Genomic DNA, 13,737 nt, shown 5'->3' with positions numbered 1-13,737 from the left:
GAGCATCACGCTGCGTCAATGCCTGTTGCAACCGCCGAGCCACTGCTACGCCAGGACAATACGTTTGAGCTTGGCGTTCAGTGCGGCGAACGCCGCTTCGGTACTGGCCTTGTGGTTGGTGATAAGCACGTCGATGCGTTCTGGCGGGCAGAAAGCGACGCGGCTCTCCACGCCGATCTTGCTGTAGTCGGCGAGGATGACCACGCCTTCGGCATTGTCGGCCATGGCGCGCGCCACTTCGGCTTCGCGGTGGTCGTAGTTGCTGGCACCGCGCTGGGCGTCGATGCCGACGGGCGATAACAGCGCGAGGTCGGCCCGATAGCGGCCAATTTCCGCCACCGTGGTGCCGCCAACCGTAGCGGGAGCACGGTCGGCGAGCGAACCGCCCAGTACGATCACCTCGTTGTGCTGGCCGCCTGGCACAGCGGGATTACGCAATTGCAGCGCCACGTTGAACGAGTTGGTGATCACGGTCAGCCCTCCCAGCTTGGCCAGCTCTTCGGCGAGGATGACGGTGGTGGTGCCCGCGTCGATAAACACAGTCTGTCCGTGCGACAGCAGACTGACCGCTGCGCGCGCGAGGTCACGCTTGAATTTGACGTTGATGTTCGCCCGCTCGGCGATGGGCGCTTCGTCCTCAACGCGGATGGCGCCGCCGTGTATCCGCTTCAACTCCCCCTGTTCTTCCAGAGCGACCAGGTCGCGTCGCACCGTCTCGCGTGAAACGTTCAGCTCCGTGACGATGCGGTCGGTGGTGACGCGCTGCAAAGTCGATAGTAGTGCTCGGATCCGCTGGTAACGCTCTTCTTGCCACATACCGGGTGTCCCTGCTGTTCGAGTCGCTGTCCGAGCACGCATTGTGGAGGGGCGTCAGTCGCTGTCAAGTTTGGCGCGGCCTCATGATCATTGGGCTGGCGCAGCCTGCGCGTCATATTTGTGCGATGTTAAGGCATTATTGTTTTTTTGTGTATTTGGAGCTAGCCTCGTGGCCGGGCGGTTTCTTCCCCTCGTCCGCATTTCGAAACACGCTTTCGCTTTCGCCATCGCCTCGGTTGCAACCTCTCATCTAGAAGTAGGAGCTATGCCATGCAGCGTCGCCAGTTTCTGAACACCCTCGCCACCGTTTCCGTTGTCAGTCCGCTGTTGTTGTCATCCCGCATAACGCAAGCCGCCACGCCCCCGGCCACACCAAGTGCGCTGGACCCGGCGCGCTGGTCGCCGCTCAACCAAAAGCGTCTGCAGGCGGTGATCGATGAGCACGGCGTCAAGAGCGCGTCCTACCGCCCTGACCAGCGCCCGTACGCGGTGTTCGACTGGGACAACACCTGCATCATGAACGACTGTGAAGAAGCGCTGCTGGTCTACCAGATCAATCATCTGCAGTACAAGCTGACGCCCGATGAGTTCGCTGAGGTGGTGCGTCAGGACGTGCCGAACGGCGCGTTCATGAAGGACTACACCACGGTGGACGGCAAGCCGGTCAAGATGGAAGACATCGCCAGCGACGTGGAAGCGGATTACCGCTGGTTGCACGCCAACTACAAGGGACTCGCCGGCGACAAGAGCCTGGAAGAGATTCAGGCCAGCGAGCAGTACAAGGATTTTCTCGCCAAGCTCTACTTTATGTACGACGCGATCTGCGACAGTTACCCGGTGGAGATCGGCTATAAGTGGATTCTGTATTTCTACAAGAACATGACCACGGCTGAGTTGCAGGCGATGGCCGAGGCTTCCAACAACTACGCCATCGGCGACGCGCTGCGCAAGGTCAAGTACGAGAGCTCACGCACGTTGCCGGGCAAGGCCGGGGTGGTGGCGGATACGCACTTTCATGGCATCCGCATCCATGAGGAAATCCGCGGCCTGATGCACACGCTGCGCGCCAACGGCATCGACGTCTATGTCAGCACCGCCTCGATCGACGATGTGGTACGCGTGTTCGCGGGCAATCCTCATTACGGATACGGCGTGCCGCCTGAGAACGTGATCGGCCTGCGCATGGCGATGGAAGGCGGCAAGTACACCACTCGTTATCAGCCGGACTGGCACTTCAACTACGGGCCGGGCAAGACCGTCGGCATCAAGAACGTGCTGGTTAAACAGAAGGGCTATGGCCCGGTGTTGGTGGCTGGCGACAGCGATGGCGATGCCTGGATGTTGCGCGACTTCAACGATACGGCGGTGGGGGTGATCGTCAACCGCATGAAGAAGGGCGAGATCGGCGCCGACAGCCAGCAGGCCGCTACCCAGTTGGGCACCCCGAACGCCCGCTTCATCCTGCAGGGGCGCAACGAGCACACTGGCCTGATGATTCCAGACGAGAAATCGCTCAAGTACGGTAAAGACGAGCTTAAGCTGCTGGCTTGATGGCACTGGCTCGCGGGTGGCCGGCGGCCATCCGCGAGCCGCAGTGCAACTCGCCTTGTACCTGCGGGAATGATGATTCTGCGTCGGAAAGTCGATACCACTACCGGCCCGAGTGAGTCAGTCGTATCGAGTCAAAATTGTGAGTGGCCCTGGAATTACGAGGCGCGCCCCACGGACCGCTTTTGGCCGTTTGCAGCCGGTCGCGAAGGGCAGAAATTCATCGCGTTCACTAAGATCTGAGGTGTTGGTAGTCAAACGGAGGCGCGCAATGAATCGGTCATCGCTATTTTTCGGATCGTTCAGCATCGCCTTTAGCGCGACAGCCGCTGTTCCACCGCCCATGGGCCCATTCGATGTGATCGAATGGCCGGCCACTCTGAAGGAGGCCCCTTCGCAAGGCGCTACACTTGGGGCGTTCGTCATTCAATTCGAGAAAACAACGCTAGCGCAGGTGATGAGCGAAGCTTCCGTTGGCACCCTCGCACATCGAGGCGATGCAGGTGCAAGTGTGTATTGGTTGTGCTTCACCCAGCCAAGTGTCGGCGTGCGGATATGGATCATCTCGAATGCCGAGATGGGCGGGGACAGCCACTATGTGACCAGTGTCGTCGCCGAAAAACTCAAGACTGCACAGCCGAGCAGTGACTGTCCTGCGTTACCGGCACCGTTGCATCCTGTGTCATTTGCCAATCACCTATGGCCAGGTTCTACAGATATAGATATTCAAAGAGTGCTCGGGATGCCTTCACATCAGAATGGCGCATGGCGGACTTTCGACTTCCAGGGCAGAAAGCAAGGCAAGTGCGAAGGCGGATACGACGTGTATAACTGGCTGTGGACCCGGTCGGACAACGGGCGCATCAACAGGATTGATGCGGGTCAAATAACTAGCTGCTAGTCGCACTTTTGATACCGCTTCTGATCAGAGGCAGCTTCACGTAGTGAGGCAGTCAGACAACGGATATGGCCACCTTGAACGGCCGCCTATGAGCTAGAGGCAGGATGAATAAGCCAGGCATATTGCGCAAGCAGTGCCGCAATCAAACCGATGTATGCGGGTGACGGACTTATGAAATAGTGCTTTGTAAAGGCGTACGGGCTCATGTGTCATAGTCATGTGAACCCCGCATGAGGCGGCTCTCAACCCAGTATGGATGCGACGGACACACAATGAACACTGCTCAACTATCGATTCGACAGTACATCAAAGCCAAGGACGGCAACCGTCCACATTTGTTAGACCAGGCCTTTGCGCCGGACGCGATCCTGGACATGGTCGTGCGCACCGGATCCATCTCGTTTCCACCCCACGTCGAAGGCCTTGGGCCTATCGGTGATGTGCTGGTCAGGCGGTTCGGCCAGACCTTCGAAAACGTCTATACCTTCTGCCTGGGACACCCACCTGAACCGCAGGCCAAAACATTTCAGTGCAAATGGCTGGTCGGCATGTCCGACAAGCACTCCGGCGACGCCCGGGTCGGTTGCGGTCTGTATGAATGGCAGTTCAGCCCCGAGTCGGGGCTTGTCCAGAGGCTCACTATCACCATCGAGCACATGAAAACCCTGCCAGCGACTGATCTGCACTGCATCATGGAGTGGCTATCGCATCTGGATTACCCATGGTGCTGCCCGCAAGCGTTAGTGAGCAATGCTCCAGACATAGACTCGCTTGAAGAGGTGATCCAGTACGTTACGGCCAATATTCCAACTCGCTCCTCGCCGGTGGACGGGGCGTCGCTATCTCAATAGTCGCTCAACCTGTGCCAACTCCCAGGTGCTCAGCAAACTGACCGGGTCAGTGCCGTAACGCCAGGCCTGGAGCGTGCCTTCGCGACCGTCCGGACTTCGGCAGTGTTGGCAGTGGTGCAAGCGGTTGCCGTCGAAGTCGAGGGTCAGACGCCAGCCTTCGATATCGACCTGTACCTGACCGGGTTCACTCGGTTCGTGGAGGCGCCGCAACGGGAGGACTTCCAGGGCGGCGTCTCGCAGGCGTTGGCAGACTTCGCGGGCGGTGAGGGCGGGTATCGGGGTTAGGCTCTGCAAGGTCATTCTCATTCTTGGGAGTAGCTTTTGGAGCATTGTAAGACACGCCGGCGTCATATCACCGGATACGGATTTTCGGTGTCACGGACATGCCGACTCGCAGCTTCGCCGCCGCGGGCTGATCGGGATCGATGCGAATGCGTACAGGCAAGCGCTGGACGATTTTCGTGAAGTTGCCAGTGGCGTTGTGTGGCGCAATGGCGGAGTAGGTGACTCCGCTGGCCGGTCCCAGGCTGTCCACCGTTCCTTGCAGCGTCTCGCCGGGCAAGGCATCCACCTCGATATCCACGGCTTGACCCTTTTGTACGCGCGCCAGTTGCGTCTCCCTGTAGTTGGCCGTGACATAGACGGCATCGAGCGGAACAATCGCCAGCAAGGGTTTCCCTGCATTGACGAAGGCGCCGATACGTACCGATTTCTGCCCGATCGTGCCGCCGATCGGCGCAGTGATGCGGGTATAGGAAAGTTTCAGCTCTGCGGTGCCTTGTGCGGCTTGCGCGTGGGCAAGAGCCGCCCTGGCTTTCTCCAGATCAGCTTTCAGGATATCCACTTGCTGCCGAGCGGCCTGTAAACCCGCCTGGCTCGTTTCCCCACGGGCCTGTTGAATGCTCAGTTGCGCTTCGGCCTGTTGCCGCGCTTGCACCGTTCCCGAGCCGTCGGTGGCCAGGTTGCGATAACGGGTCTGATTGACGCTGGCCAGCTTGAGCGCAGCATCATCTGCGGCAACGGCCGCTTGGGCCTGGCGGATGGCGGTTTCCTGCTGAATCAGGTGCGCTTGCAGGCTGGCGATGCCGGCCCGGGCACTGGCGACCTCGGCCTTCGCCGCGTTCAGGGCCGCAACGAAATCACGGTCGTCAATGATCGCAAGCAGATCGCCTTTCTTGACCAGCTGGTTGTCTTCGACCATCACTGAGTCGACCGTTCCCGACACCTGCGGTGCGACCGTGGTGAAGTCGGCGTGGACGTAGGCATCATCCGTGGACTGGGTCGATGCGCTGGATTCGGGGCGATTGAGATAGAGAACACCGCCGATCGTCACTGCAAGCAGTAGCACCGCGCTGATGATCCTGGCTTTCTTTGGCAAGGCCATGATGGGTTATCCGTGTGAGGAAGATGAAGAAGAGGAAGAGGGCGAGGCCACACGCACGTCGGGTGCGGGGATGTAGGTCAGCCGCAGCACCAGAGGAATCAATACCAGCGCCAGAATGCCCAGCACGCGATAGGCGTCGGCGATCGACAGCACCTGCGACTGCTGTCCGATGAGGTCCATCAATTGGGACGGCTCAAGCGCCAGGGCGTTATCTGCCAGGGCTGCATGGTCCAGCAGCATTTCCCCATGGAAACGACCGCGCACGGTCATCAGCTGTCCGACCACTGCCGCACCGGCCAGTGAACCGAAGGCGCGCAGGGTGTTGATGGTGCCGGACACATAAGGTCCTTCGGGGGGCTGCACAACGCTGGTGACCAGAAACAGCATCGATACCACCGCCATTGGCTGGCCGAACGCTTGCAGCGTTTGCACCACGACGAACTGCTCGCGGTTCCAGTCGGAGGTCAATTGCGCGCCGTAAAAGCATGCCAGTGCGATCAACAACAACCCCAACGTGAACACGATGCGCGCATCGACCCGCTTCTGATACAGCAGCAGCGCCACGACTGGCCCCAGGACCAATTGCGGCAAGGCGACGATCAAACCGATCGATGCCATTTGCAAGGGCCGGTAGTTCTGCAAAGGGCCGAGATAACTGGCCGGCAAGAGTGAGCTGGACATCAGCACCACCAACAGGCAGACGAACAGAATGCAGCCCAGCCCCAGGTTGCGGCGTCCGAGAATCTGCAGTTTGATGAACGGTGAGGGGTGATACCACTCGGTCAGCAGGTAGACGGCCAGCAGGGCCAGCCCGGCCACCAGCGATAAGGTGATCAAGGGCGAATGAAACCAGTCCAGCCGTACGCCTTGATCCAATGCAACGGTGATCAAGCCGAGCGCGGGCACACCGCAGGCCATGCCGGACCAATTGGCCTGCCCAAAGCGTGCGATCTGGATGGGCTCCCGAGGCAGTCCCCATCCGACCAACAATCCGGCGATGAGGGTCAGGGGAATGATCTGCCAGTACACCCAGCGCCAGTCAAACAGCCCATCCGTCCAGTACCCGGCCAGCCAGATCGAGAGATTGGGCGCGAAGGTCGCGGTCATCGCATACAACGCCAGCCCATACAGCCGGATGGGCGGTGGCAGGAATTTCAGCGCCGCCATCATCAGCAGCGGAATCGTCGTGCCGCAGGCAATGCCTTGCACAAACCGCAAGGTCAGCAGCAGGTTCAGATCGTGGATGAAGGGCAGGATCACCGCCAACAGCGCACAACTGCCGAGCATCCACAGTTCGAAGCGACGCAGCGTAAGCGTAATGGCGAACCACGCCGCAAAGGGCATGGCAATCAATTCCCCGGCACTGTACGCCGTGGTCAGCCAGGAGGCATCGTCGAGGCCAAAACCGAGTGCACCGCGTACATCGGCCAACGCCAATGCGCCGACGCGGGTGTTCAAACCCGCCATCATGGCTGCGATGAAAATCCCGACGAGACCTGCCATTGGGCGTATCGAGGGATTGGCCACGGGCGTTGTGGTAGCAGGGACGTGCGCTGGCGACAATGCGACTCCGTTCATTGGTCGGCCTTCGAAGGTGAAACGACCGGAGACGCGAGGGCAACCGATGAAGGTGCCGTCGGATGATCGATACCAGCCTGCGGGTCCCAACCGCCACCCAGCGACTTGTAGAGGTTGACCACGGTGAGCGTGGCGTTGGTCGCGCTGTCGTTGAGACTGGTTTGGCTGGCAAGCACATTGAGCTGCGCCGTCAGTACGCTCAGATAGTCCGTAGCACCTTGCTGATAGCCGCGTTCGGCAGACTGCAGTGCTTGCTTGTTCTGTTCATACGAATCCAGCAATTCAGCGTGCCGGCGTTGTTGTGCCGCCCAGGCATCCAGGGCGTTGTCCACTTCATGCCAGGCTCGCAATACCGTTTGCCGATAAGCCAGCGCGGCGGTTTTTTGCCGTGATTCGTTCAGGGCCAGACGCTGCATCAACCGTCCCCCCTGGAAGATCGGAAGGTAAACCGTCGGGCCTACGGAAAAGAAGCGCGAGTCCCAACTCGCGAGATCGCTGCTTTCAAAAGCTTCCACACCGACTTTTCCTTTCAAACCGATGCGTGGGTAGAAATCAGCCTTGGCCACACCGATGGCGGCTGTCGCGGCATGCAGTTGCGCTTCGGCACGCAGAATGTCGGGTCGCCGGTGAGCCAATTCCGAAGAGACACCGACCGGTACGCGGGTCGGCAGCGAAGGCAAGGGCATGGCGTCACGCAGTTGCGCATCGAGTGCGCGAGGCGGTTCTCCCAACAACAACGCCAACGCATTCATCAGGGCGTTGCGACGCTGGATCAGTTCGGGGACCAAGGCCTTGATCGTCGCCAATTGCGCGCGAGCGGACGAGGTTTCGAAGCGCGTAGCGACGCCGTTGCGCTCGCGGCTTTCGGCCAGGCCGAGGGTGCGTTCGGCAATCCTCAGATTTTGCTGCGCAATGTCCAGTTGTGCCTGCGTTCCGCGCAACTGCAAATAGGTGCGCGCCACTTCGGCGGACAAAGCCACCCGTGCCGCTTCGCGGTCATACACCGTGGCTTCCAGGGTCGCCGCAGCACCTTCGCGCGTGCGCTGGGCTCGGCCCCACAGATCGAGTTCCCAACTGGCATCGAATCCAAGTTGCCAGAAATTATCGGGGGCAGTAGGCGCTCCCAGGGCGGCGAACTTGCCATGTTCGCTGAGCCCCTCACGCGCGTAGCTGGCGTTGGCTGCTACGCTGGGCAGCAACTGCGAGGAGGCAATGCCCAGTTGTGCCCGGCTTTGTTCAATGCGTTCGGAGGCTATTTGCAGATCGAGGTTGTCAGCCTGCGCACGTGATTGCAGCTCGGCGAGCACGGCGTCGTTGAACAACAACCACCACTGGGAGGGCACTGCGGCGTCGGAAGTCAGGGCGGCGTTTGGGTAGTCCTGTCTGGGCGCTAGCACCGTTTGGTGAAGACCGTTTTCAGGCTTCACGAAGTCGGGGCCGACCATGCAGCCGGCCAGCGAAACTGCGCCTAGGGTTGCGATTGCGCACTGCCGAAATTGTGAAAGCAGCCGTTGAGAAGTCATTGCAGCGTCCTGTCGAGGAAGGGATCGCCCCAGGCCGATATCGGATGATGTCGGCCGAGCAGGGCGTCACCGAGCACGCAGCTGGCCGCGTGTGCGGGCGGTGCTGTCAGTGCACCGGAGTAAAAATGGGCTTGCTCTTGTCCTTCAACAGGACGACCAGAAACTTGGCGGGTTTGGTGAGACTGGCGTTGCGCCCGACCGTGTGGACGTCGTCCGGGCCTTCGTAGAAGGTCTGGCCCGGTGTCAGCGTGACGGATTCGCCGCCGCGCACGCCCATCACAATCGAACCCTCCAGCACATAGATGAATCCGTGTGCATTGTGCCGATGCACGGGATCGCCTCCACCCGGTGGAAACTCCACCGTGATCATCACCGCTTCCTTGCCGGGATAGTCCGCCAGTGCTTTGGTCATCAGCGGTGTTACCTGCGCCGGTGGCAATGCCTCCTGTGCGCCGGCGGTGCCGGTGGTCAACAGGAGCCCTATGGCGAAGGTTCTGAAAATGGACATGGCGTGTTCCTCGTTGTCGATTAGTAGATGGCGCAGCACCCTGGCGGGGCTGCGCCTGTGTGCCGATGCCTGATCAGGACAGGCCGGACTTGTCTACGCCGAATGCCTTGTCGTACGAGCCGGGCACGACCTGGAAGCCCACGTTGATGCGATTCCAGGCGTTGATCGACATGATCAGGAAGGTCAGGTCCGATATCTCCTTCTCGGACAGTTGTATACGAACACGCTCATAGAGCTCATCAGGCACGCCATGGGCGGGAATCTGGGTGAGGATTTCGGTCCATGCCAAGGCCGCGCGTTCGCGTGGGCTGAACAGCGTTGACTCACGCCAGATGGCGACATGGTGCATCCTGAGCGGCCGCTCGCCATGGATCGTGGCTTCCTTCACGTGCATGTCCACGCAGAAGGCGCAGCCGTTGAGTTGCGATGCCCTGATATCCACGAGATCGCGCAGCGACTCCTCGATGGCGCATTGCTTGAAGGCAAGGCTGAACTCGACGAACTTCTTGAACAGCTCGGGGGATTGCTTCTGGTAATCGATGCGCTGGGTCATGGTGAATCCTCTGTGTGAGAAATACGTAGGTGGAGATTCGATAGCGTCCTGCCTGGCTGACTGGCGCGGTCCTTAAGCCGATGTGCGGCTGAGCCAGTTCAGGAAGCGTGTCGGACCGATGTGCGCGTCGTCGCCCGCGACCAGGGATCGATCATTCAACTCATCGCCGAAGTAGCGCGCATGCACGTCGGCGATGACCTGCCGCTTGTCGTGGTGCGCGGCAAGAAACTTGCGTGCCAGTTCGTCGAGAGGAAAGCGATCGGGGCCGCCCACCTCGACGATGCCATTGACCGGTGCCCCGACCGCAAGATCGGCCAGCACCGCCGAGACGTCATCCGATGCGATGGGCTGGATAAGGGCAGGCGAGAGGCGAATCGTGTCGCCGTCGGCACCCGAATTGACAATGCCTTCGATGAACTCGAAGAACTGCGTCGAACGCAGGATGGTGTAGGGGATCTTCGACACCTTGATCAACGCTTCCTGGGCGACTTTTGCCCGGAAGTAACCGCTTTGCGGAAGACGATCGGGGCCTACGACAGAGAGCGCGACATGGTGCTCCACCCCAGCGGCCGCTTCGGCTGCAAGCAGGTTTCGACCGGACGTTTGAAAGAACTCCATGACGGCCCGGTCTTCAAATGAGGGGGAGTTCGCCACATCGACGACGACCTGGGCACCGGCAAGCGCTTCGGCCAGCCCCTCGCCGGTGAGGGTGTTCACGCCCGTACGTGGCGAGGCCGCCACCGTCTCGTGTCCATAGAGACGTAGCCTGCTGACAATGTTCGACCCGATCAGTCCGCTACCGCCAATAACGACAATTTTCATGTCCCGCTCCTCGGTTGGGTGTCGATCAAATTCGTTGCAGTGATCGATGTAGGGAGCATGCTCGCCAGCCGGGCGCGATACTTTGTCGAAGCCTTGGGTTTCCATTGAATTTGGCTTGGCTATTTGTCCAGGAACCCGTGTTATAAATCACGTCACCTGGTCGCCAATCGTCGGCCGGTAACCACGGGCATGTGCCCGGCGCGTGAGTACGGGACAGGAGCCCTGAATGCTATTGGTGTTTGATGACTGCGTGCTCGACCTGGACCGGCGCGAACTCCTTCGGGCCTCCCAGGTCGTTGCCACTGCGCCCCAGGTTTTCGACCTGCTGGTTTACCTGGCGCAGAACCGCGAGCACGTCGTTAGCCGGGACGACCTGATCAATGCGATATGGACTGGCCGAATCGTCTCGGAGTCGACCCTGGCCAGCCACATCAATGCGGTGCGCAAGGCGGTCGGTGACAACGGTCAGCAGCAGCGTGTGATTCGAACGGTGGCCCGCAAGGGATTCCGGTTCGTCGCCGACGTCAAGTCGCTGGATTGCGTTGGCCTTCCAGGCACCGAATCCGCCCCCTCGGTTCAAGCCTCTGCATCCGAGCCGGCGCTGCCAGCCAAACCGTCCATCGCGGTTTTGCCGTTCGTGAACTTGAGCGGGGACGAAGAGCAGGACTACCTGGCCGACGGCGTGGTAGGGGACATCATCGCGGCGCTGTCGCAGTATCGCTGGCTGTTTGTCGTCGCGCGCAACTCGAGCTTTACCTACAAGACCCGTACGGTGGACGTGAAACAAGTCGGTCGCGAACTGGGCGTTCGCTATGTGCTGGAGGGCAGTTGGCGCAAAGCCAACAATCGCGTGCGCATCACCGCCCAGCTGATCGATGCGACAACCGGGGCTCACCATTGGGCGGGTCGTTTCGAAGGTGTGCTGGGAGACATCTTCGAACTGCAGGACCAGATCACCGAAAGCGTGGTTGGTGCGATCGCGCCAGAGCTTGAGCGGGCGGAGATCGAACGTGCGAGGCACACGCCCACCGAAAGCCTCGACGCCTACGATTACTATCTGCGCGCAATGGCCAAGCTTCATCATGGCACCCGGGAGGCCATCGACCAGGCGCTGCCGCTCTTCCATAGGGCCATAGAGTTCGACCCGGATTTTGCATCGGCCTATGCGATGGCGGCCTGGTGTCATAGTTGGCGCAAAGCCAATCGCTGGATGACTGATCACCCGCGGGAGGTCGCGGAGGGTATCCGACTTGCTCGCCGGGCAGTGGAGTTGGACAAGGGCGATGCGGTCGCTCTCACCAGAAGCGGCCATACGCTTGGCTATCTTGCCGGCGACCTGCGGGGTGGCATTGCATTGCTGGACAAGGCACTCGTGCTCAATCCGAACCTCGCCGCCGCGTGGTTCCTCGGCGCGTTCCTCAGGCTCTGGCACGGCGAAACCGATGCAGCCATCGAGTACTTTACGCACGCCATGCGGTTCAGTCCCCTCGACCCGGAGCTGTACAGAATGCAAGCCGGAATGGCAGTCGCGAATCTCTTCGTGGGGCGCTTCGATACGGCGTCGTCATGGGCGGAGAAAGCACTTCGGGATTTGCCAGGTTTTCTGTTGGCCGTCGCCATCCTCGCAGCGAGCCATGCGCTTGCCGGACGGATGGCCGAAGCGCAGCGTGCGATGGACCATTTGCGTAAGCTCGATCCTGCGTTGTGCCTCAGCAATATCTCTGATTGGCTACCGATCCACCGGCCGGAGAATCTCGCCACACTGGTGGACGGTCTACGCAAAGCGGGACTGCCGGAATAAAGGAGAATCATCCATGTTCACGTTCTTGCAGGCTCACCCCTTGATCTGCGCCGCCACCCTGATAGTGATTGAACTGGCGCTCTGGCAGTTCATTGGTGCCTCGCGGCGCAACCTGCGGATGTGTGTGCGCGTCGGTATTTTTGTGCTGTTCTGCTGGGTCATGCTGTCTGTCGGTATCAGCCCCTTGCAGCCACCACTCTGGCCGGAGGATCCAGTACTGAACCTGATCGCCACGGTGTTGGGCATCAGCTGGTGGCTGTTTGCGGCCAGAGTACTGACCGTGATCCTGGGCAATGGCCTGATCTCTCGCGCCGGTCACAATGCTCGATTTCTCTACGATCTGATGGGGGCGTTGATTTTCCTGATCGGCATTGTCGGCGCCGCGGCCTATGTCTTGCAGCTGCCGGTCAAGGGCTTGCTGGCAACTTCCGGGGCGATGGCGGTCATTATCGGTCTGGCGGTGCAAAGCACATTGAGCGATCTGTTTTCAGGCATCGTGATCAACACCACCAAGCCTTACCAACTGGATGACCAGGTTTCCATTGATGGCACCCAGGGAAAGGTCGTTGAGATTGACTGGCGCTCGACGCATCTGATCACCGAGATGGGCGGCATGGCGGTGGTCCCCAACTCTCTGGCAGCGAAAGCGCGAATTATCAATTTCAGTCGTCCCGGAAATGTGCACGGGGTCAGTGTGATCATTGCAGTACCCAGCAGCGTGCGTCCGCGTCGCGTCATTGATGCCCTGGAAAAAACCTTGCGTGGGACTCAGGCTTTGTTGCCCGGGTTGTCCGCTAAAGTTTCGGTAAAGAGCTCTCATCTTGAGTACACCGAGTACGAACTCAAGGGCTATATAGCGTCGGATCAGAACAAGACCGAAGTGTGCAACCTGATGTTCGACCTCGCCCACCGTCACCTCGAAGCGGCGGGTGTCTCCTGGGATGCCGGTCAGGAAAACCAACCCTGGAACCGTCAACGCCAGTTGCTCGAGGACGTGCGTATTTTCCGCTCGCTGAGCAGCGATGAGCGTGAACGGCTCGCCAGTGACATGACCCCGGTGGACTATCAGGCTGATGAGGTGATTCTGGCTATCGGTGAGGTTGCCGATTGCCTGATGGTCATCAGTACCGGGGTGGTCTCCGTCTCGATTCACGACGGCGAAAAACTGATTGAAGCGATGCGTATGGGGCCGGGGGAGGTCATGGGCGAAGAGGGGATTCTCGCCGCAGGTCCTTCGCGAGCGGAGTTTCGCAGTATCACCAGTGGCCGACTTTTCAGGATTGAAAAAACCACGCTCGAAAACCAGTTGGAACACCTCAGCGATTTGAAGTCTGCCCTGAGCACTCTACAAGACAAGCGCCTGGAAATCCGTCAGGCCGTGGTCATGCAAAAGCCCGTAGAGATCAAGAAAAGCGGGTTGTTGCACTGGTTGCTGCAACGGAAGTGAAAATC

13 protein-coding genes are annotated in these 13,737 nt (G+C 60.0%); 5 read left to right on the top strand and 8 right to left on the bottom strand.

Annotated elements, in window-relative coordinates; translation table 11 throughout:
• Nucleotides 1–45: 45 nt before the first annotated feature.
• On the bottom strand, nt 46–816 hold the full coding sequence (locus ACEN9A_RS18045) for a DeoR/GlpR family DNA-binding transcription regulator (RefSeq protein WP_258669053.1): 771 nt from the start codon (nt 814–816) through the stop codon (nt 46–48).
• 270 nt (nt 817–1,086) lie between these two features.
• On the opposite strand from ACEN9A_RS18045, the gene ACEN9A_RS18040 reads away from it, so the two are divergent.
• From ACEN9A_RS18040 to ACEN9A_RS18030, 3 genes are all read left to right on the top strand, one after another.
• Entirely contained in the window at nt 1,087–2,367 is a 1,281-nt protein-coding gene (locus ACEN9A_RS18040) for a haloacid dehalogenase-like hydrolase (protein ID WP_258669050.1), read from the top strand.
• Between the two features lie 268 nt (nt 2,368–2,635).
• Nucleotides 2,636–3,265, top strand: coding sequence for a hypothetical protein (locus ACEN9A_RS18035; protein ID WP_258669048.1), 630 nt, complete (start codon nt 2,636–2,638; stop codon nt 3,263–3,265).
• A gap of 272 nt (nt 3,266–3,537) precedes the next feature.
• Nucleotides 3,538–4,116, top strand: coding sequence for a hypothetical protein (locus ACEN9A_RS18030; protein WP_258669046.1), 579 nt, complete (start codon nt 3,538–3,540; stop codon nt 4,114–4,116).
• Here the strand turns inward: ACEN9A_RS18030 and ACEN9A_RS18025 are convergent.
• The 7 genes from ACEN9A_RS18025 to ACEN9A_RS17995 form a co-directional block, all read right to left on the bottom strand.
• Entirely contained in the window at nt 4,105–4,392 is a 288-nt protein-coding gene (locus ACEN9A_RS18025; protein ID WP_495688592.1) for a DUF7693 family protein, read from the bottom strand. The two genes, ACEN9A_RS18030 and ACEN9A_RS18025, sit on opposite strands and share 12 nt — an antisense overlap.
• 76 nt (nt 4,393–4,468) lie before the next feature.
• The gene (locus ACEN9A_RS18020; RefSeq protein WP_258669044.1) at nt 4,469–5,500 is read right to left on the bottom strand and encodes an HlyD family secretion protein; all 1,032 of its coding nucleotides are present in this window, start codon (nt 5,498–5,500) and stop codon (nt 4,469–4,471) included.
• Between the two features lie 6 nt (nt 5,501–5,506).
• Complete coding sequence (locus tag ACEN9A_RS18015) at nt 5,507–7,003, bottom strand: MFS transporter (protein WP_258669042.1); 1,497 nt, start codon at nt 7,001–7,003, stop codon at nt 5,507–5,509.
• A 71-nt stretch (nt 7,004–7,074) separates the two neighbouring features.
• Nucleotides 7,075–8,601, bottom strand: a complete 1,527-nt coding sequence (locus ACEN9A_RS18010) for an efflux transporter outer membrane subunit (RefSeq protein WP_258669041.1) — start codon at nt 8,599–8,601, stop codon at nt 7,075–7,077.
• 106 nt (nt 8,602–8,707) lie between these two features.
• Nucleotides 8,708–9,109 (bottom strand): cupin domain-containing protein, encoded by a 402-nt coding sequence (locus tag ACEN9A_RS18005; protein WP_019580213.1) that lies wholly within the window; start codon nt 9,107–9,109, stop codon nt 8,708–8,710.
• A gap of 73 nt (nt 9,110–9,182) precedes the next feature.
• Nucleotides 9,183–9,662 (bottom strand): carboxymuconolactone decarboxylase family protein, encoded by a 480-nt coding sequence (locus ACEN9A_RS18000; protein ID WP_258669036.1) that lies wholly within the window; start codon nt 9,660–9,662, stop codon nt 9,183–9,185.
• 72 nt (nt 9,663–9,734) lie between these two features.
• Nucleotides 9,735–10,484, bottom strand: a complete 750-nt coding sequence (locus ACEN9A_RS17995) for an SDR family oxidoreductase (RefSeq protein ID WP_258669033.1) — start codon at nt 10,482–10,484, stop codon at nt 9,735–9,737.
• A gap of 226 nt (nt 10,485–10,710) precedes the next feature.
• On the opposite strand from ACEN9A_RS17995, the gene ACEN9A_RS17990 reads away from it, so the two are divergent.
• A complete protein-coding gene (locus ACEN9A_RS17990; RefSeq protein ID WP_258669032.1) occupies nt 10,711–12,285 on the top strand; it encodes a winged helix-turn-helix domain-containing tetratricopeptide repeat protein in 1,575 nt (524 codons plus the stop codon).
• Nucleotides 12,286–12,298: 13 nt separating this feature from the next.
• Nucleotides 12,299–13,732 (top strand): mechanosensitive ion channel family protein, encoded by a 1,434-nt coding sequence (locus tag ACEN9A_RS17985; protein WP_258669031.1) that lies wholly within the window; start codon nt 12,299–12,301, stop codon nt 13,730–13,732.
• Nucleotides 13,733–13,737 lie beyond the last annotated feature (5 nt).

This window comes from Pseudomonas sp. Pseusp18, assembly GCF_059506005.1.
The sequence above is the reverse complement of the archived record's forward strand: the minus strand, read 5'-3'. Positions and strand labels throughout refer to the sequence as shown.